Raw genomic sequence first — 19,316 nt, 5'->3', positions numbered from 1 at the left:
TATGAAAATATTAAAAACAATCCCATATTCAGAATTTTATATGTGGGACGTTAAAAGATTTGTTAAATCAAACATTTCTTCTAAATATAATATTGTTGAATTGTCAAATTATATAACAGAAAGAAGTGAGAAAACAAAACTTTTTAATTTTCCTGATAAAGAATTTGGCATATTAGGTGTAAATAATAAAGTCGGGCTTTTTGATGCTTACAAAGAGTTTGGAAAGAATATTAACCAATCCTATAAACGTGTTGAAAATCAAGACTTAGCTTACAATCCTTATCGTGTTAATGTAGGTTCAATTGGTTGGAAAACGGAAAAGCAGAAAAATGATTTTATTAGTCCAGCTTATGTGGTTTTTGAAACACAAAAGGACTTGTCTTCAGAATTCTTGTACAGAATGTTCAAAACGGATATATTCAATCAAATTATACGAGATAATACAACTGGTTCTGTTCGTCAAAATTTAAAATTTGATACCCTTTCTAAAATCAAAATCCCGCTTCCACCACTTGCAGAACAAAACCGTATAGTTTCCAATTACAACAGCAAAATAAAATTAGCAAATGACCAAGAACAAAAAGCCAAACAATTGGAACAGGAAATTGAGGAGTACTTGTTTGATGTGTTGGGAATTGAAAAATTGGAGGAAAAGGAAAATGTAAAAGGTTTGCAGTTTGTGCAATTTAAAGAAATTGAAATATGGTCTATTTGGAATATAAATACTGCATACAAATCGAGAATTTTTCCAAATATTAGTTTAGGAAAAATCTTATCTTTTAAAAGTGGAGAATTTTTACCAAAAAAATTTCAAATAAAAGGCGAATATAAAGTTTATGGTGGAAATGGTTTAAATGGATATCATAATGAATTCATTCACCAAGGAAAAAGGATTATAATTGGTAGAGTTGGTGAATATTGTGGAAATGTTCATTTAGTAGATGGTAAATATTGGGTTACAGATAATGCTTTTTTAACAGATAAATTAAACGATAAATTTGAAATCTATTTTTTAAGCATTGTTTTGAGTTTTATTGATTTGAATAGGTATAAAGTTTTGTCGGCACAGCCTTCAATATCTCAACAAAATCTTATAAATGTACCTGTTCCCCTTCCTCCATTAAAAATCCAAACCCAAATTACTAATCATATTTCAGACTTAAAGCAACAAATCAAAGATTTACAAAAACAAGCCAAAGAAAATAGAGTAAAGGCAATACAGGAGTTTGAGGAGGAAATATTTAGTTAGTATGAAAATAAATATTTTGAAAATTTCAAGGTTCTTATTGATAAAGTAATTAAAAATCAGAAAGAATTTAGAATAAAAGCAATTATCTTTATTTAATATTAACCAAATACTTTAATCAAATTAAAATCATCCATTCACATATTGTACCAAAAGGAATTAGCAACATTAGATTGCAAGATTATGCTCCAAAAATATTTTACAATTACATTCCTTCTAATAGTGGCGTAAAAAAAGCCATAAAACGCGGTCAAATTCTGGTAGATAGTAACAAAGGGAAAACAGCAACTTGGATTAACGGTGGTCAAGTTTTAGAATTGCTCGAAAATACACAAACCATTCCAAAAATATTTGAATGTAAATTACCTGTTATTTTTGAAGATGATTTTATGGCAGTAATTAATAAACCTGCTGGATTAACTGTTAGCGGAAACCAATACAAAACTGTTGCCAATGCCTTACCTTTTAATTTAAGTAAAAGTCAGCAACAAGATGCTTTACAATTCCCAATGCCTGTTCATAGAATTGATAATCAAACTTCAGGAATTTTATTAATTGCTAAAACAAAAACAGCACAAATTGAATTAGGTAAACAATTTGAGAATAGTACTATCCAAAAAATATATTACACCATTGTTATTGGCAAAACACATTCCCATCAAAAAATTGAAATTCCAATAGAAGCTAAAACTGCAATTACCAATTTCAAAATTATTAAAACAGTAAAATCATTGAAATTCAAAGAATTAAGTTATTTAAAAGTTACTCCAAAAACAGGGAGAACACATCAAATAAGAATTCATTTAGCAGCTATAAATCATCCTATTTTAGGCGATAAACTATATGGAAATCCTAAACTTAATCACAAAGGAAAAGGATTGTTTTTATGTGCTTCCGAAATTCAATTTTTACATCCTAAAACTTTTAAAACTATCCATTTAAAAATAGATACTCCTCACAAATTTGAATCTATGTTAGTTAGAGAAAAAAGAAGATGGAATACTTATAATTTAACTAAATAAATCATTTAAAACTTTAGCTAAACGAATACCTCCTTTTTGTAATTGAGAACGTACAATTCCGAAATTATCATACATATAACGATATTTTAAATTCTCTCCTACTTTTGCAGAACCATATACTTTTATTGCTAATTGATGAGTATCATTAACCCAATCTACAATAGTTCCTTTTTGTATTGCTTTTACTTGATTTTTGGTTATTTCATCAGCATTATTAGCCATTTCTGAATAAGACATTTTATAAAAATCTATCATTTTAGCATCCCAAACAGCATGTAAATTAGTTCCACGCCCAAACCATTGTACTTGAATCATATTACCTCCTTTATCCTCTTTTCTACCCACATGTAAAGGCTGATGCATATCTCCAATAAAATGTACCAATAATTTTAAATAAAACGCTTTATCCGCTTTAGAACTATTTTTATCTAAAATTACAGCTTTACATTTTGCAATTCCTGTAACCAAATCTCCTTTAGGATTTTTAACAGAATGCTGATAATCAACATTAAAAGGCATATTTACATAATGCCACGTATAAAATTTTCCGTAACGTTTATCCGATTTTATAGCATCTGCAAAATTAGCAACTTCTGCTAAACTTTGTCCATCTAATAATTCTGCTATTTTATGCTTTGTTTTATTTTTTAAATATTTATTGGCTATTTGACCAATTGTTCTGTGTCCTGTTTTCCCCCAATTAATATTATCTGCTTTTACTAAAGAAAAAGACATTAATAAAATGCCTAATACTAAACCTATTTTTGTGGTTTTCATTCTATTTTAATTTTAGACAAAGTTACTAAGTTATTTTGTTAAATATTTGGTAAAATCAAAATATGTTTTTATATATTTGTAATATCATTTTAATATCATTTTAAATTATAAATTATGACACAAGAAAAAATAATAAAAGTTTCGAATGGCTATTTTATGTTATTTGTATTAATACTGCTTATAGCAGGAGGTGTTTATTGTATAATTAACTCATCTACATGGATTTTAATATTTGTTTTACTATTTCTCATTACCGTTCCCGGATTCTTTTTAGTAAACCCAAACACCTCAAAAGTTTTATTGCTTTTTGGTAAATATATTGGTACCGTTAAAGAAAATGGATTTTATTGGGCAAATCCGTTATACCGAAAAAGAGGAATTTCATTACGGGCAAGCAATTTTGATAGTGAACGAGTAAAAGTGAATGATAAACTAGGAAATCCTATTATGATTAGCACCATTTTAGTTTGGAAAGTAAGTGATACTTTTAAGGCTGCCTTTGATGTTGATAATTACGAAAATTTTGTTCGCGTACAATCTGATGCTGCTGTTCGAAAATTGGCAAGTTTATATCCGTATGATAATTTTGAAGATGAGGGTATGAAAGAAGAAATTACACTTAGAGCAAGTGTAAACGAAGTAAGTGAAGCCTTAGAAAAAGAACTTTCAGAACGTTTAGATATGGCAGGAATTGAAGTTTTAGAAGCTAGAATAGGTTATTTAGCTTACGCACAGGAAATTGCAGGTGCTATGTTAAAACGCCAACAAGCAACAGCCATTGTAGCTGCGCGACATAAAATTGTACAAGGAGCTGTAAGTATGGTAGAAATGGCTTTAGAAGAATTAAGCAAAAAGAATATTATTGAATTAGATGAAGAACGAAAAGCTGCCATGGTAAGTAATTTAATGGTAGTGCTTTGTTCTGATAAAGACACAATACCTGTTGTAAACACCGGCACTTTAAATCATTAAAAAAATGACACAAGTAGTCTTCATTATTTTAGTTTTGTTTTTAAAATTAGCAGCTATATTAAGTTTTTAACAAATTTATTATGAAAGAATACAAAATAGTAAAACCAGAAAGCAATTGGGTATCTAAAGACAACGTTTTTGAAGATCTATTTAACAAATATGCTTCACAAGGATGGAGAGTTATAAGTGTTGCCTTTGATCAAGGTGGACACATTCGAAAAGCAGTGCTTGAACGAGATAAAAATAGAACCTATTAATGTATATCCGTTTTGTGTCATATTTCATATTTGTACGTCATGCTGAACTTGTTTCAGCATCTCATAGTTTTTACTAATCACCGATTTATATTGATGATGCCCTGAAACAAGTCCGACTGCTGCTGGCAGGTTCAGGGTAACGAACATTTTATGATTAATTACGGACAATCAAACCTATTAAAAAGCTATATGAAAGTTTTTAAAGAAGTTCAAAAATTTACACAACCATGGATTTTAATAGTTTTAGCTATTTCTTTGGTGATTTCTGTAAATCCAATCATTAAAAATTGGAATATTATAGCGAACCAATCTATTTTAAAAAGCATTTCTTTTTTTAGTGGTACAATTATAATTTTTTTGGTTATCATTTTTCTACTTAAAATAAAACTAATTACTAAAATAGATGAGAGAGGTATTCACTATCAGTTTTTTCCAATTAACTTAAATCTTAAATGTATTTCTTGGGAAACTATTAATAGTTGCTCTATTAGAAAATACAATGCTATTACAGAATATGGCGGTTGGGGTTTACGATTTAGTTTTAGAAAAAATATTGGACGAGCTTTCACCACAAAAGGAGCTATTGGTTTACAATTAGTTTTAAAAAATGGCAAAAGATTATTAATTGGAACTCAAAAAAGATATGAATTGGAAAAAACCCTTTTAAATTATCAATATAAAATAATATGAAGATTAAATTTTTAATCATACTTGCTTTCTTTATTTCACAAATTAGTTTCTCTCAAAAAGCAACCTATCAAAAAAGTGAATTAGATATTCCAACCAAAACCGAAACTATTTTTGGAACATTATTAACACCAAATTCCATAAACAAACCTCCTTTGGTTATTATCATTCCAGGTTCTGGACCAACAGATAGAAACGGAAATAATGCAATGATGAAAAACAATGGAGTTAAGTATTTAGCAGAAGCTTTAAGCAATCAAAAAATAGCAACGTATAGATATGATAAAAGCGTACTAAAATTTACTAAAAAAGATAGTTTAAAAATAAAAGCATTAACCTTTAAAACTTTTATTAATGAAGCCAAATCTGTGATTGAATACTTTAAAAATACCAAAAAATATTCAAAAATAATAGTTGCAGGTCACAGTCAAGGTAGTTTAGTAGGTATGGTAGCTGCTCAAAATAATGCCGATGCTTTTATTTCTTTGGAAGGTGCTGGCAGACCTATTGATGAAATTTTAGTAGAACAAATTGAAAAACAAGCTCCTTTTTTAAAAGACGAAACTGCTAGAGTTTTAACTGAATTAAAAAAAGGTAAGTTGGTTACTGACTATAATCCAATGCTAGCCAGTTTATTTAACAAAACCGTACAACCTTTTTTAATTTCCTGGATGAAATACAATCCACAAAATGAAATTAAAAAATTAAAAATTCCTATACTTATTATTCAAGGAACAAAAGACATTCAAGTTAAAATAGAGGATGCGGAATTGTTACACAAAGCAAATCCTAAATCTAAATTAGAACTTATAGAAAATATGAATCATATTTTTAAAGAAATAAATGGAGGTGATAATGAAAATATGCAATCGTATTCCAATCCTAATTTACCAGTAATGCCAGAACTAACAACCAGTATTGTTAATTTTATAAAAACCTTAAATTAAACAAATGGCAAAGAAAAAAGCATTTGCATTACGAATCAATGAAGATTTGCTTAAAGCTGTTGAAAAATGGGCTTCTGATGAATTTAGATCTACTAACGGACAGTTAGAATGGATGCTAAATAAATGCCTAAAAGATGCAAATCGTTTACCAAAAAATAAAAACACCAAAGAAGAAGATGTTTGAAGTTAAAAATTTAACGCACCAAAATCCACTATTAAATAAACTAATAATTAGTAATGATACTTTGCATTTAAAAAGTATTATTTATCCTAATTTAGGAGCATCATTACAACAACTAAATTTAAATAATAAGGCAATACTTAATGGTATTACTGATGATGAAAATGGAATAGAAACTTACAAAAACATGTTCAATTCCGCTTTTTTATTTCCTTTTCCTAACAGAATAGAGCAAGGAAAGTATTCTTTTGAAGACGAAAATTATCAATTATCATGTAACGAATCAACATTAAATAATGCAATTCACGGACATATTTATAATAAATCTTTCAAAATTGAAAATATAGAAACTTCAGAAACTAAAGCTTCTATTATATTAAATTATGATTATAAAGGCAACATAGACGGATTTCCTTTTCCTTATAAATTAAGCATCATTTATAAATTTGAAAGAAATAGAATTACTATAACTTTTAAAGTGCTAAATACAGGTGAACAATTATTTCCCTTTGGAATTGGTTGGCATCCTTATTTTAATTCTAATAATTTAGCAGAAAGTGTGTTAAATTTTAAAGGAAAATTTCAATATAAATTATCAGATAAAATGATACCAATTTCCAAACATCAGTTTCCCTTTAAAGCACCTCTTAAAATAAATGATATCTCTTTAGATGATTGTTTTATCTTAGAAAAACCAAAGATTAATTTAGCTACAAAAACTACCCATTTAGAAATTAATTTTAAATCTGTTTCCGAAACAAATTATCTCCAAATTTATACCCCAGAGAATAGAAAAAGTATCGCTATTGAACCTATGACTTGTGCTCCAAATTGTTTTAATAGCAAAGATGGATTGCTAAAATTAGCTCCAAATAAAACTTTTAACTGGTTTATTACTTTAAATTATGATTTAAAATGAAAAGAGGCTGTCTAAAAAGTTAAATTTTCGTCAACCTGAACCTGCCAGCAGCAGGCGGGCTTGTTTCAGGTTCTCATAACAACAGGTAATCAGTTGGATGATATTCTGAATTAAATTCAGAATGACTATTTTCAAAACTTTTTAAACAGCCTTATTATTTAATGAGTTACTTTTTGTTTCGGATGTACTAAAGTCATTTCATCAATTAAATTGGTGGCTCCTGCATATTTATCAATGATAAATAAAACATAACGAATATCAACCATTATGTTTCGGCAAATAGCTGCATCGTAATTATAATCGCTCATAGTTCCTTCCCAAACTCTGTCAAAATTAAGTCCTATCAAATTACCTTTAGCATCAATTGCTGGGCTACCAGAATTACCTCCTGTAGTATGATTAGTTCCTAAAAAATCGACTGGCATTTTTCCATTTTCGCCATATTGTCCAAAATTTTTAGATTTATATAATTGTTGCAATTTTTTGGAAACATCAAACTCGTAATCACCAGGAATATATTTTTCCATAACTCCTTTTAAATGACTTACTGGCTCATAATAAACAGCATCTCTAGGCGAGTAACCTTTTACTTGTCCATACGTTACGCGTAATGTTCCGTTAGCATCAGGAAAAAATCGTTTATTTGGAAAAACTTGCATTAAAGCTTTCATATATTCTTTTTGAACCGCAGTGATTTTTAAATTTAGTTGTTGATAGGTTGGTTCAATAGTATTGTAAAATAGGGTATGTAATTCTTTACCAAAAACATAGGCACTATCTTCATTTAATTTTTTTATTACTTCTTCCGGACTTCCTGTTAGTAATTCTTCTGCACCTTTTAAACTTGTTAATTTTGTAGTGGCATAAATGGCTGTTGCTAAAGTAGCCATATCATTTTGTTTTATATTGTCTGGTACATATTCCGCAGGGACATTTTTTGCATATAAACCAACCAATTTTTCAAAAACAGGTTTATCTACTTCAGCACTATAATTTTTGTATTTCCCCTTAAAACTTTTTAAAACTGACGCTCTTCTTCTTTCAAAAGCGGCAACTCCTCCTCTATTGTACGCTTGTTCTAATTGAAATGCTTTAAAAGTACTATTCAATAATTCTACATTTCTATAAGCTACTTCAATCCAATAATCACGAGCCAAAGCAACTTTTTCAATCTCTTTATATAACTGTTCGAAATCTGATAAAATAGATTTATAACCAACTAAATCCTTTGCCTTAACTTCTTTAGAAAATTCTTTTTCTAAAGCTTGTTTTTTTTCAATTCCTTTAGATTTTTTGATTCCTTGATCTTCACCAATCCATTTTTTCCAATAATTAGCAATACTTGCATATTTTGATGCGTATTTTATTTTGATGCTTTCATCTTTTCGCATAAAACTATCTACAATTTTTAAAGCATTAGCTCTAATTTTAATTTTAGCAGGATTCAATACATTCACAATTTGATTAACCGCAACCGAAGGCAAATATTCATTAGTACGTCCTGGAAAACCAAAAACCAAAGTAAAATCTCCTTCTTTTACACCATCTAAAGAAATTGGTAAATAATGTTTTGGCTTATATGGAACGTTGTTTTCGGAATATTCCGCAGGTTTATTTTCTGCATTGGCATAAATTCTAAATATTGAGAAATCTCCAGTATGCCTAGGCCACATCCAATTATCAGTATCTGCCCCAAATTTCCCAATAGAAGATGGCGGAGCACCAACTAAACGAATATCTTTAAAAACTTCAGTAACTATTAATAGATATTGATTGCCTTTATAAAACGATTTTACATAGGCATTTTGCCAAGTTTCTTTTTGTGCATTTTTAGCAATTTTTAAAATATTCTGTTGAATTTGTTTTGTTTTAGAAGCTTCATCCATAGTATCAGAAACTCCATTAAAAACAGCTTTGGTAACATCATCCATTCTAACAATAAAAGTTACAGTCATTCCAGGATTTGATAATTCTTCACTTTTATTCATCGCCCAAAAACCATTTTTTAAATAATCATGATTTACTGATGAATGTGATTGAATTGCACCATAACCACAATGATGATTAGTTAACAACAATCCGCTAGGTGAAATTACTTCGGAAGTACATCCGCCATTAAAAAGAACCACAGCATCTTTTAAACTAGATTTGTTTACACTATAAATATCTTCGGCAGTCATTTTGCTGCCTAATTGTTGCATTTCACTTTCATTCATTCCTGCCAATAAAGAAGGAATCCACATGCCTCCTTGAATGTCTTTTGTATTTTTTAATACTATTTTTGTTGATTTTGGAGCTTCTATTTGTGAAGTTTTTTGTACTGTTTTGCACGATACTACTAAAAATATCAATAAAAAGCTTAGTCTAAAATATTTCATTTTTTATTTATTTATAGAACAAATATAAGCAACAGAAACCACTTTTTTTAGTTCAAAATTCATAAAAACATGTAAATTAGCCAAAACTCAAAAAACCATATGGATACAACACCGTTAATAACTCAAGATACCATTGCATTTGGTATTATAATGTTTACTTTAGGCTTTGTTTTTTACACCTCTGACAGTGAAAATAAAAACTGGAAAAAGTTTTACAAATTTGTACCTGCTTTATTAATGGCATATTTATTACCTGCAATTTTCACTTCAGTAGGCATTATTTCTCCAGAATGGGAAACCGTAAATAGTTCAGGCGAAATAGTAGAACATTCCTCAAAACTATATTACATAGCTAGTAGATTTCTATTACCAGCAGCATTGGTTTTAATGACCTTAAGTATAGATTTAAAATCGTTATTTAATTTAGGCCCAAAGGCACTAATTATGTTTTTAACAGGAACTGTTGGAATAATAATTGGAGGACCAATAGCCATTTGGCTAATCTCATTTATATCACCAGAAACGGTTGGTGGCGTTGGTCCAAATGCTGTTTGGCGTGGATTAGCAACTTTAGCCGGAAGCTGGATTGGCGGTGGTGCTAACCAAGCGGCAATGTTAGAAATTTACGAGTACAATCCTAAAAAATACGGTGGAATGGTGTTAGTAGATATTGTAGTAGCAAATTTATGGATGGCAATTATTTTAATTGGAGTTGGCAAAACTAAAAAAATTGATAAATGGCTTAAAGCAGATACCTCTGCTATTGAAAAACTAAAAGAAAAAGTAGCTTCATTTTCTTCAAAAATAAATAGAAATCCATCGCTAACCGATTTAATTGTAATTTTAGCCATTGCATTTACTGCTGTTGGATTTTCACATTTTGGAGCAAATGAAATTTCCTCTTATTTAAAAAATACTTTTGAAGCTGTCAGAGATAAAAGCTCAGCCTTATCTTCTTTTGGCTCTCAATTTTTTTGGATGATAAGTATTGCCACTGCTATAGGTATTATTTTATCATTTACTAAATTTAAACTATACGAAGGAGCTGGAGCCAGTAAAATTGGTAGCATATTTATCTACATATTAGTTGCAACCATTGGAATGAAAATGGATTTGGGTAAAATATTTGATAATCCCGGAATTATTTTTATCGGGTTGGTTTGGATGACCATTCATGCCGTTTTATTAATAACCGTTGCTAAACTTATAAAAGCACCCTTTTTCTTTTTAGCAGTTGGTAGCCAAGCCAATGTTGGCGGTGCTGCATCTGCACCTATTGTTGCAGCAGCATTTCATCCTTCACTAGCAACTGTTGGAGTTTTATTAGCAGTTTTTGGTTATGTAATTGGAACGTATGGTGCTATGTTGACAGCCGAATTAATGCGAATTGTTGCTACTTAAAAATTTCAAAAACCAAATAAAAATTAGATATTTGTAGTATAAAATTTTAGATATGAAAAAAGTAGTTGTTAGTATTTTTGTAGTTGTTTTATTGATTTCTTGTAATCAAAAAAAACAAGGAAATATGTTAGTTCATGGAACTATTAGTGGACTTAAAAAAGGAACTGTTTATCTTCAAAAGTTAAAAGATACAGCACTTATTTCTGTTGATTCTGTTAGTTTAAATGGAATAAACACATTCACATTAACCGATAATGTAAAAAGTCCCGAAATATATAACCTTACTTTGAATGAAAAACCCGAAGAAAAAATTTATTTTTTTGGGGAAAAAGGTGAAATTACTATAACTACCAAACTTTCAAAATTTGAAGTTGGAGCAAAAATTACTGGTTCAAAAAATCAAGATTTATTAGAAGAACATAAAGCAATGCTCAAAAAATTTAATGATAAACAATTAGATTTAATAAAAGAAAAGTTTGATGCTCAAAAAAATAATGATTCCGAATTGTTAGCTATAATTGAAAAGGAAGAGCAAAATTTAATAAAACGAAAATATTTGTATACCACAAATTTTGCCATTCAACATAGTAAATTTGAAGTAGCACCTTATATTGCTTTAACTGATTTGTACTATGCCAACATTAAGCTTCTAGATACCGTAAATAATTCATTATCTAAAAAAATCAAAAAATCTAAATACGGAATAGAATTATCAAAATTTATTGATAATATAAAGAAAACTGAAAAGTAAAATTTCATTTTACGAAACTATTTTCAATTTAATCTTTCCTTTAATATTCGTGTAACAAAATAAGCTAATAAGCTACTTATTAGTTGAAATCAACAACTTGTGACCAAAGACCTTGAACATAAATTTATAACTGAATTTAAAGAAAATCAGAATATAGTACATAAAGTATGTAGAATATATACCGATAATCAAGAGGCACATAATGATTTGTTTCAGGAAATTACTATTCAACTTTGGAAAGCTTATCCCAAATTTAGAGGTGAAGCAAAACTAAGTACTTGGATGTACCGGATTGGTTTAAATACTGCCATTACTTTATTTAGAAAATCTAAAAGAAGCATTAAAACACAAGATTTTGATTCGGTTATCTATAAAATTGAATCTTCTGATTATGATGATACTGAAGAAGAACAACTTAAGTTAATGTACAAAGCCATTCGTCAATTATCTGATATTGATAAAGGACTTATCTTTTTGTATTTAGAAGATAAAAATTACAAAGAAATATCCGAAACCTTAGGAATTTCTGAAGTAAATGCACGCGTTAAAATGAGCCGAATTAAAACTCGATTAAAAAAAATATTAAATCCGTAAGTTATGGATGAATTAGAATTATTAAAGAAAGATTGGAAAAAGCAAGAAGGAAATTTTAAAGAATTATCTTATAATGAAATTTATAAAATAATTCAAAAAAAATCTTCTTCTGTTGTAAAATGGATTTTTATTATTTGTCTAGCCGAATTTCTATTTTGGGGAGTTGTTAGCCTTTTTATTCCTGATAGTATTTATGATATTTATAAAAAACTTGATTTAAATTTTATTTTAAATATAAGTTATGTTTTAAATTATATAATTGTTTTTGTTTTTCTATATCTATTTTATAAAAATTACAAAGCCATTTCTGTTACTGATAGTACTAAAATGTTGATGGAAAATATTATTAAAACAAGGAGAACAGTTAAATATTATGTGTATATAAACGTTTTTTTAGCTGCCATTTTTTCTATCATATTAAATTACTCAATGGTTATTAAAGGTTTTAAAACTATTAATATTAGTGAGACAGCTCAAGCAAATCTAAATATCACTTCATTAGACTATACTACACTAGCAATCAGCTTAATAAGCTTTATTTTAACTATTCTTTTAATTTGGGGATATTATAAACTTATCTATGGATTTTTACTTAGAAAACTTACTAAAAATTATAAAGAATTAAAATCATTAGAATTTTAAATTATAAAAGGATTTGTTTTAAAGTAACAAAAATAAAGTCATTACGAAACTTTAAAAAAGTTGAAGTAATCTTGTTTCTTTAAAATGAGATAACCACGTCGTCAGCACTCCTCGTTATGACGTTTTATACATCATTTACATCATAAGTGCTAGATTAAAAATCATGAATTTCTTTTAAATCCTATTATCTCCATCTAACAAATCCCCTATTCCACCTAATATACTACCTTCACCTCTTCGTTTGTTTCCAGTTTGAGGAGCTAATGCTAACACTCTGGAAGCTAACCTACTAAATGGTAACGACTGAATATAAACAGTACCTGGTCCTGTAAGTTTTGCAAAAAATAATCCTTCTCCTCCAAATATGGTATTTTTAATTCCGCCTATAAATTCTATATCATAATCTATATCTTTTGTAAAACCAACTATACAACCCGTATCTACTTTTAAAATTTCACCAGCCTGTAATTCTTTTTTTGACATATTACCTCCGGCATGAACAAAAGCCAAACCGTCTCCTTCTAATTTTTCCATGATAAAACCTTCGCCACCAAACAAACCTCGTCCTAATTTTTTAGAAAACTCAATACCTACTGAAACTCCTTTTGCTGCACATAAAAATGCATCTTTCTGACAAATAAATTTACCATTTACTTCACTTAAATCAATAGGAATAATTTTACCGGGATAAGGTGCTGCAAAGGAAACTTTCTTTTTACCAGAACCTTCATTTGTAAAAAGCGTCATAAACAAACCTTCGCCTGTTAATAATCGTTTTCCTGCAGAAAATAATTTTCCCATAATTCCTGTATCTTTATTTGCTCCATCACCAAATATGGTATTCATTACAATTCCTTCATTCATCATCATAAAACCACCAGATTCTGCCACTACACTTTCCTGTGGATCTAATTCTATTTCCACAAATTGCATTTCTTCTCCGTGAATGTAATAATCTATTTCGTGTGCATTCATAATTAAGTTATTTTTTAGTTCTAAGTCTAACACTCCATTCAAATTCATAAGCAGAAACCTGATCTCCTTTTTCATCAATTCCAACAGATTTCATAGTAATGGTTTGTCCTTCACCAGTTTCAATTGTATTTTTTAGAGCTTCATCAATTAAATTACCATTATTACAAGTAAATGTAATAAGTCCTGTAGCTTTTTTTGTAAATGTACTTTTATTACTAGTGACTAACATAGAAATTGGCTTGCCACTTTCCTTAATTTTTTTAATAACCAAAGCACCTGTGCTTAATTCTGCTGCCATAGATTGAACCGCAAAATACATAGATTTAAATGGATTTTGGTTTATCCATCTATGCTTAACTTTTACTATTGCTAAATCATTATTCAATTCCTTTAATTTAACTCCACATAAATAAGCCGATGGTAATTTAAATATCAAAAACCTATTCATTTCCTTTACTGTTACACTCATATTTTAATTAATTATTGGCAACAAGTTACTTAAAATATAGTTATCAAAAATTATTATTATTTGTTAAAATTATGTTAATATTTAGTACTATGTGTTGCATACTACTATCTTTTATCTATATATTTGCATAGTATAATAATAAGCATAACCATATTATGATAACCACTAAAAATACAAGTACTGCTTTTTTAATACATATATCTGCATTTGCAAGCTATGTTTTCCCATTTGGCGGAGTAATTGCTCCGTTAATAATTTGGCAGGTAAAAAAGGATGAAAGTTCTTATATAGATGAACAAGGTAAAGAAGCAGTAAACTTTAATTTAAGCTTTGCACTATATTCATTTGTTATTGGTTTAAGTGCTATTTCAAGCTTCTTTTTCCATTTTCCAAATTTTATTGGACTATTTGGAAGCGTGTCTTTAGTAGCAATTATTGCTATAATTAGATTCATTCTAATTGTAATGGCTGCCATTAAAGTAAATAATAATGAATATTTTAAATATCCGTTAACCATACAATTTATTAAATAACCCAATGCTTTTAATCTAAAAATTACCATTTATGAAGATAGAAAACACAAAAGCACAAATGCGAAAAGGCGTTTTAGAGTATTGCATTTTATCGTTACTACAAAACGATGATGCATACACTTCTGAAATACTTTCGCAATTAAAAGATGCAAAATTAATAGTTGTGGAAGGAACCATTTATCCGCTACTAACACGCCTAAAAAATGCAGGTTTGTTAAGTTATCGATGGGAAGAATCTACTTCTGGTCCACCACGTAAATACTACGCTTTAACCGAAACAGGTAAACTGTTTTTAAAAGAATTAAACACTACCTGGAGCGATTTAGTAACAGCCGTAAATTTAGTAACTACCCATAAATCAACAAAAAAATGAACAAGACAATAAATATAAATTTAGGAGGTATCTTTTTTCATATTGATGAAGTAGCATATCAAAAACTAAAACGCTATTTAGATGCCATTAGAAAATCATTAAGTGATGACCCACAAGGAAGAGATGAAATCATTACTGACATTGAGCACAGAATTGGAGAAATACTTTCTGAAAGAATTACCAATGACAGGCAAGTAGTTAATGAAAATGATATTGATGAGATTACTAAAATAATGGGGAAACCTGAAGATTATTTAGTAGATGAAGAACTGTTTAATGATGAACCTAAGGCAAGGAAAAGCATCAGCACAAAAAAATTATTTAGAGATGGAGATGATAAATTTTTAGGTGGAGTTTGCTCAGGATTAGCTCATTACGTAGGTATTGATGTTATTTGGATGCGTATTATTTGGTTGGTGCTTTTATTTGGATTTGGTATTGGTTTTTTAGTTTATCCATTATTGTGGATATTAATTCCACAAGCTGAAACCACTGCCGAAAAACTTCAAATGAAAGGCGAACCTGTTAATATTGATAATATTGAACGTAAAATTAGAGAAGAATTAAGTAACGTAACCTCTAAAGTAAAAGATGGAGTAAATAATGTTGCAGAAACTGTTAAAAGTTCCGAATTTCAAAATAAGGCAAAGTCCGGATTTCAAGATTTAGTTGATACTTTAGGCAAAATAATTCTTGCTATTTTGCAAGTAATAGGGAAATTTATAGGTGCAATTTTAATACTAATTGCTGTCTTAACTTTATTAGGTCTAATATTTGGGGCGTTTTCTTGGGGTAGCTTTGAAGTATTAGGTTTTAGAGAAGGATTTGTTCATTATCCAGAATTTATTTACAATCATATTTTACCACCTTGGTTACTAATTATTTTTATTTTTATTGCAATAGGTATTCCATTTGTAGTGTTGTTTATGCTAGGTTTAAAAATACTTTCTAATAATATAAAATCATTTAGCACTACTACAAAATTATCATTATTAGGTGTATGGATTATTGCTTTATTAGGTTTAGGTTTTGCTGCTATTAACTTTGCCACACAAACCTCATCTAACGGTGTTTTTAATACTACCAAAGAAATAAATATTACCGCTCAAGATACTTTAAAGGTTAAAATAATTGCCGATGAAAATTTATCTAACAAGCGAGAATTTCGTAAAAGATACGATACCGAAATAGTGTATGACAATACCATTCAAAAATTATATTCCACTAAAATTAATGTAGATATAAAACCAACGGATAACAATACGGGTTATTTAAAAATTAGAAAAAGTTCCGAAGGAAATAATCGATTAAACGCAAATAACACTGCTGAAAGTATTGAATATCAATTTGAACTAACCAACAACAACCTACTATTAAATGGATATTTTTTAAGTGATATAGAAAATCAATTAAAAAGCCAAGAAGTTGATATCACCATTTATTTACCCGTAAATTCTATTCTATATTTAGATAAATCTACTCGTACTTTTTTAGATGATGTAGATAATATTCAAAATATTTATGATGGTGATATGCCAAAACATTATTATAAAATGCAAGAAGATGGCTTAAAATGTTTAGACTGTGACCCTAGTATTTTTAGTGAATCCTATAGAAATAAAGAAAATCATTTTAAATTAAATATTGATGAGAATGGCGTTAAAATAAAAGTTAAAAATGGAGCAAAAAAGGCTAATATTAAAATTGATGAACATGGTATAATTATAAATTAAAAAGCCAAACAATAATTTAAGAATTAACCTATAAACAATTTATTTGTATATCCGCAAAAGTTCATAAATTTATAAAGTACGTCATTCTGAACTTGTTTCAGAATCTCATAACACTTGTATTGTAAATCAACATAATAAGGCGAGACTCTGAAATAAACTTGCCTGCTGGCAAGCAGGTTCAGGGCGACGTATTAACTATATAATTAAAAACGGACATACAATACTATTTATATAAAACAAATGAAAAAATTACTTTTATTAATCTTATTTATATTTTGTATTAACCTTTCACAAGCACAAAATACATTTACTGCAATTGTAAAAGACAAACAAACTAATGAACCTTTATTTGGTGCTGATTGTATTCTAAAGGAAACTAGTAAAGGTTCAAGTGCAAATATGGATGGTGAAATAACCATCCAAGGTATTAATAATGGAAAACAAATCTTTCTTTTCTCCTATATAGGATATCAAACCGTTGAAAAAGAATTAAATTTTCCTTTGCAAGATAGTTCTCCTATTATTATATATCTTAAACAAAATCAGACTCTAAAAACCATAACTGTATATTCTACTAGAACAAATAATAGAATTGAAGAAATTCCTACAAAAGTTGAAGTTCTAGGACAAGAAGAAGTTATAGAAGAAACAGCAATAAACCCTGGAAATATTTCTAAATTATTAGGAGAAACTTCAGGAATACAAGTACAACATACTTCTGCAATTTCAGGTAATGTAAGTTTCCGTATTCAAGGTTTACCAGGAAAATACACGCAGCTTTTACAAGATGGTTTTCCAATGTATGGAGGATTTTCATCAGGATTAAGCTTATTACAAATTCCTCCGTTAGATTTACAACAAGTTGAAATAGTAAAAGGTTCTGCCTCTACACTTTATGGAGGTGATGCCATTGCTGGAATAGTAAATTTAATAACAAAAAAACCCAAAAGAAAGTCTGTATTTTCAATATTATTTAACCAAACACATAAAGGGGGTCAAGATATTAGCTCTTTTTATTCAGGTAAAAAAGGAAAATTTGGAATTACATTTTTAGCAAGTAGTAATACACAAAAAGCAAAAGATATAAACGGTAATAATTTTACAGATATACCAAAATATAATAGAGCTGTTATTTCTCCTAAAATATTTTATGATTTCAATAAAAATAATCACCTACTTGTTGGATTATCAAGTGTAATAGAAGATAGAATTGGTGGAAATTTTAATACTGTAAATGATAATTCTAGTAACAATAATTTATTTTTTGAAGAAAATAAAACTAAAAGGATAAATACTTCTCTTAAATTTGAAAGTGAAAATAAGTCTGGAAACATTTTCACCGTAAAAGCATCCTTTGGTAATTTTAATCGAAAAATGAAAACCAATACAAATCGTTTTAATGGAATTCAAAATACAATATTTACCGAGTTGTCTTATTACACAAATTCAACTAAACACAAATGGGTTAATGGCTTAAATTATTATTCTGATAAATTTAATCAAAGTCAGCCAACTACCAATTTACTAAATTACAAACACCAAACTATAGGTTTATTTTCGCAAGATAATTGGCATATTTCTAAAAAATTATTTTTAGAGCCTGGTATTCGTTATGATTATAATTACACCTACGGTAGTTTTTTTCTTCCTAGGTTGGCTATGATGTATCATTTTTCAGATACTTTTTTTACACGATTTAGTGTAGGATTAGGGTATAAACTTCCTACTCCTTTTACGGATGATGCTGAAAGAACAAGATATCAAAACATTCAAATGCCAAACAATTTACAAGTAGAAAAATCTAATGGTGTAAATCTTGATTTTAATTATAAAACGCTATTATTTGATGAACTGAATTTAAGTATTAATCAATCCTTTTTTATTACGAAAATTAATAAACCAATAATTGCAGCTAATAATTTACTTCAAAATCAAATTGTTAGTTATAAAAATGCAAACGGTAATATTTTAAGTAAAGGATTAAATACAAATATTAGTCTTAGATTAGATGAATTAGTTTTATATGTTGATTATACTTATTTAAAAGTTAAAAAATCATATGATTTTAACAAACCATTAGAATTAACACCTCAAAATAAAATAACATCAACTCTTGCTTATGAAGATGAAGATGAAGGTTGGAAAACTGGTTTAGAAGCATTTTATTTTGGTAACCAATATCTTGAAAATGGAAATAAAACACCAAATTATTGGTTACTTGGTGCATCGGCACAAAAAACAATAGGACATTTTACAGTTGCTTTAAATATTGAAAATATATTAGATATTAGACAAACTCGATATGAAAATATTGTAAACGGACCACTAAACAACCCAAATTTCAATGAATTATATGCTCCTTTAGATGGAGTTATTGGAAATATGGTACTAAAATTCACTCTATAAAAAAAACAGTTCATCAAATTTAATCAACAATTCAATCCAATAAAATTTTAATA

At 28.4% G+C, this 19,316-nt stretch carries 20 protein-coding genes; 16 read left to right on the top strand and 4 right to left on the bottom strand.

Going from position 1 to position 19,316, the window contains the following annotated elements; all coding sequences use genetic code 11:
* Position 1: 1 nt before the first annotated feature.
* Positions 2–1,249: a restriction endonuclease subunit S gene (locus L3J60_RS02330; protein WP_291973871.1), complete on the top strand. Its 1,248-nt coding sequence runs from the start codon at positions 2–4 to the stop codon at positions 1,247–1,249.
* A gap of 170 nt (positions 1,250–1,419) precedes the next feature.
* Entirely contained in the window at positions 1,420–2,268 is an 849-nt protein-coding gene (locus L3J60_RS02325; RefSeq protein ID WP_291973870.1) for an RluA family pseudouridine synthase, read from the top strand.
* Here the strand turns inward: L3J60_RS02325 and L3J60_RS02320 are convergent.
* Entirely contained in the window at positions 2,257–3,045 is a 789-nt protein-coding gene (locus tag L3J60_RS02320) for a S1/P1 nuclease (RefSeq protein ID WP_291973869.1), read from the bottom strand. The two genes, L3J60_RS02325 and L3J60_RS02320, sit on opposite strands and share 12 nt — an antisense overlap.
* Before the next feature lie 114 nt (positions 3,046–3,159).
* Here L3J60_RS02320 and L3J60_RS02315 point away from each other — a divergent pair, with 114 nt between their 5' ends.
* The 6 genes from L3J60_RS02315 to L3J60_RS02290 all read left to right on the top strand — a co-directional run bounded on the left by L3J60_RS02315 (position 3,160) and on the right by L3J60_RS02290 (position 7,008).
* On the top strand, positions 3,160–4,017 hold the full coding sequence (locus tag L3J60_RS02315; RefSeq protein WP_291973868.1) for an SPFH domain-containing protein: 858 nt from the start codon (positions 3,160–3,162) through the stop codon (positions 4,015–4,017).
* A gap of 80 nt (positions 4,018–4,097) precedes the next feature.
* The gene (locus L3J60_RS02310; protein WP_291973867.1) at positions 4,098–4,274 is read left to right on the top strand and encodes a DUF4177 domain-containing protein; all 177 of its coding nucleotides are present in this window, start codon (positions 4,098–4,100) and stop codon (positions 4,272–4,274) included.
* A gap of 189 nt (positions 4,275–4,463) precedes the next feature.
* Entirely contained in the window at positions 4,464–4,964 is a 501-nt protein-coding gene (locus L3J60_RS02305) for a hypothetical protein (protein WP_291973866.1), read from the top strand.
* Positions 4,961–5,908, top strand: coding sequence for an alpha/beta hydrolase (locus L3J60_RS02300; protein ID WP_291973865.1), 948 nt, complete (start codon positions 4,961–4,963; stop codon positions 5,906–5,908). Before L3J60_RS02305 ends, L3J60_RS02300 begins: the two co-directional genes overlap by 4 nt.
* A 4-nt stretch (positions 5,909–5,912) precedes the next feature.
* Entirely contained in the window at positions 5,913–6,092 is a 180-nt protein-coding gene (locus L3J60_RS02295; RefSeq protein ID WP_291973864.1) for an Arc family DNA binding domain-containing protein, read from the top strand.
* On the top strand, positions 6,085–7,008 hold the full coding sequence (locus L3J60_RS02290; protein ID WP_291973863.1) for an aldose 1-epimerase: 924 nt from the start codon (positions 6,085–6,087) through the stop codon (positions 7,006–7,008). Before L3J60_RS02295 ends, L3J60_RS02290 begins: the two co-directional genes overlap by 8 nt.
* 158 nt (positions 7,009–7,166) lie before the next feature.
* Here L3J60_RS02290 and L3J60_RS02285 read toward each other — a convergent pair whose 3' ends face one another.
* Complete coding sequence (locus L3J60_RS02285) at positions 7,167–9,386, bottom strand: S46 family peptidase (RefSeq protein WP_291973862.1); 2,220 nt, start codon at positions 9,384–9,386, stop codon at positions 7,167–7,169.
* Between the two features lie 99 nt (positions 9,387–9,485).
* Between L3J60_RS02285 and L3J60_RS02280 the strand changes: the two genes are divergently transcribed.
* The 4 genes from L3J60_RS02280 to L3J60_RS02265 all read left to right on the top strand — a co-directional run bounded on the left by L3J60_RS02280 (position 9,486) and on the right by L3J60_RS02265 (position 12,774).
* The gene (locus L3J60_RS02280) at positions 9,486–10,787 is read left to right on the top strand and encodes a DUF819 family protein (protein WP_291973861.1); all 1,302 of its coding nucleotides are present in this window, start codon (positions 9,486–9,488) and stop codon (positions 10,785–10,787) included.
* A 52-nt stretch (positions 10,788–10,839) separates the two neighbouring features.
* Entirely contained in the window at positions 10,840–11,538 is a 699-nt protein-coding gene (locus tag L3J60_RS02275; protein ID WP_291973860.1) for a DUF4369 domain-containing protein, read from the top strand.
* A 99-nt stretch (positions 11,539–11,637) separates the two neighbouring features.
* Positions 11,638–12,132, top strand: a complete 495-nt coding sequence (locus L3J60_RS02270) for a sigma-70 family RNA polymerase sigma factor (RefSeq protein WP_291973859.1) — start codon at positions 11,638–11,640, stop codon at positions 12,130–12,132.
* A 3-nt stretch (positions 12,133–12,135) separates the two neighbouring features.
* The gene (locus tag L3J60_RS02265) at positions 12,136–12,774 is read left to right on the top strand and encodes a hypothetical protein (protein ID WP_291973858.1); all 639 of its coding nucleotides are present in this window, start codon (positions 12,136–12,138) and stop codon (positions 12,772–12,774) included.
* 174 nt (positions 12,775–12,948) lie between these two features.
* Here the strand turns inward: L3J60_RS02265 and L3J60_RS02260 are convergent, their stop codons facing one another.
* Together L3J60_RS02260 and L3J60_RS02255 are read right to left on the bottom strand one after the other, a co-directional pair.
* Positions 12,949–13,749, bottom strand: coding sequence for a TIGR00266 family protein (locus L3J60_RS02260; RefSeq protein ID WP_291973857.1), 801 nt, complete (start codon positions 13,747–13,749; stop codon positions 12,949–12,951).
* 7 nt (positions 13,750–13,756) lie between these two features.
* Entirely contained in the window at positions 13,757–14,218 is a 462-nt protein-coding gene (locus L3J60_RS02255; protein ID WP_291973856.1) for a DUF4442 domain-containing protein, read from the bottom strand.
* 155 nt (positions 14,219–14,373) lie between these two features.
* On the opposite strand from L3J60_RS02255, the gene L3J60_RS02250 reads away from it, so the two are divergent.
* From L3J60_RS02250 to L3J60_RS02235, 4 genes are all read left to right on the top strand, one after another.
* Positions 14,374–14,751 (top strand): DUF4870 domain-containing protein, encoded by a 378-nt coding sequence (locus L3J60_RS02250; RefSeq protein ID WP_291973855.1) that lies wholly within the window; start codon positions 14,374–14,376, stop codon positions 14,749–14,751.
* 31 nt (positions 14,752–14,782) lie between these two features.
* A complete protein-coding gene (locus tag L3J60_RS02245; protein ID WP_291973854.1) occupies positions 14,783–15,124 on the top strand; it encodes a PadR family transcriptional regulator in 342 nt (113 codons plus the stop codon).
* On the top strand, positions 15,121–16,857 hold the full coding sequence (locus L3J60_RS02240) for a PspC domain-containing protein (RefSeq protein ID WP_291973853.1): 1,737 nt from the start codon (positions 15,121–15,123) through the stop codon (positions 16,855–16,857). Before L3J60_RS02245 ends, L3J60_RS02240 begins: the two co-directional genes overlap by 4 nt.
* A gap of 240 nt (positions 16,858–17,097) precedes the next feature.
* Positions 17,098–19,263: a TonB-dependent receptor gene (locus L3J60_RS02235; RefSeq protein ID WP_291973852.1), complete on the top strand. Its 2,166-nt coding sequence runs from the start codon at positions 17,098–17,100 to the stop codon at positions 19,261–19,263.
* Positions 19,264–19,316 lie beyond the last annotated feature (53 nt).

Source organism: Lutibacter sp., from assembly GCF_021647475.1.
Classification (GTDB): domain Bacteria; phylum Bacteroidota; class Bacteroidia; order Flavobacteriales; family Flavobacteriaceae; genus Lutibacter.
Note: the sequence above shows the minus strand (reverse complement) of the source record. Positions and strands in the feature narration are given on the sequence as shown.

What these genes read in the sequence shown, in the direction of transcription:
- L3J60_RS02330 (WP_291973871.1), top strand. Translation starts at nt 2, where the DNA reads ATGAAAATATTAAAAACAATCCCATATTCAGAATTTTATATGTGGGAC.
- L3J60_RS02320 (WP_291973869.1), bottom strand. Translation starts at nt 3,045, where the DNA reads ATGAAAACCACAAAAATAGGTTTAGTATTAGGCATTTTATTAATGTCT.
- L3J60_RS02315 (WP_291973868.1), top strand. Translation starts at nt 3,160, where the DNA reads ATGACACAAGAAAAAATAATAAAAGTTTCGAATGGCTATTTTATGTTA.
- L3J60_RS02310 (WP_291973867.1), top strand. Translation starts at nt 4,098, where the DNA reads ATGAAAGAATACAAAATAGTAAAACCAGAAAGCAATTGGGTATCTAAA.
- L3J60_RS02305 (WP_291973866.1), top strand. Translation starts at nt 4,464, where the DNA reads ATGAAAGTTTTTAAAGAAGTTCAAAAATTTACACAACCATGGATTTTA.
- L3J60_RS02300 (WP_291973865.1), top strand. Translation starts at nt 4,961, where the DNA reads ATGAAGATTAAATTTTTAATCATACTTGCTTTCTTTATTTCACAAATT.
- L3J60_RS02295 (WP_291973864.1), top strand. Translation starts at nt 5,913, where the DNA reads ATGGCAAAGAAAAAAGCATTTGCATTACGAATCAATGAAGATTTGCTT.
- L3J60_RS02290 (WP_291973863.1), top strand. Translation starts at nt 6,085, where the DNA reads ATGTTTGAAGTTAAAAATTTAACGCACCAAAATCCACTATTAAATAAA.
- L3J60_RS02285 (WP_291973862.1), bottom strand. Translation starts at nt 9,386, where the DNA reads ATGAAATATTTTAGACTAAGCTTTTTATTGATATTTTTAGTAGTATCG.
- L3J60_RS02280 (WP_291973861.1), top strand. Translation starts at nt 9,486, where the DNA reads ATGGATACAACACCGTTAATAACTCAAGATACCATTGCATTTGGTATT.
- L3J60_RS02275 (WP_291973860.1), top strand. Translation starts at nt 10,840, where the DNA reads ATGAAAAAAGTAGTTGTTAGTATTTTTGTAGTTGTTTTATTGATTTCT.
- L3J60_RS02265 (WP_291973858.1), top strand. Translation starts at nt 12,136, where the DNA reads ATGGATGAATTAGAATTATTAAAGAAAGATTGGAAAAAGCAAGAAGGA.
- L3J60_RS02260 (WP_291973857.1), bottom strand. Translation starts at nt 13,749, where the DNA reads ATGAATGCACACGAAATAGATTATTACATTCACGGAGAAGAAATGCAA.
- L3J60_RS02255 (WP_291973856.1), bottom strand. Translation starts at nt 14,218, where the DNA reads ATGAGTGTAACAGTAAAGGAAATGAATAGGTTTTTGATATTTAAATTA.
- L3J60_RS02250 (WP_291973855.1), top strand. Translation starts at nt 14,374, where the DNA reads ATGATAACCACTAAAAATACAAGTACTGCTTTTTTAATACATATATCT.
- L3J60_RS02245 (WP_291973854.1), top strand. Translation starts at nt 14,783, where the DNA reads ATGAAGATAGAAAACACAAAAGCACAAATGCGAAAAGGCGTTTTAGAG.
- L3J60_RS02240 (WP_291973853.1), top strand. Translation starts at nt 15,121, where the DNA reads ATGAACAAGACAATAAATATAAATTTAGGAGGTATCTTTTTTCATATT.
- L3J60_RS02235 (WP_291973852.1), top strand. Translation starts at nt 17,098, where the DNA reads ATGAAAAAATTACTTTTATTAATCTTATTTATATTTTGTATTAACCTT.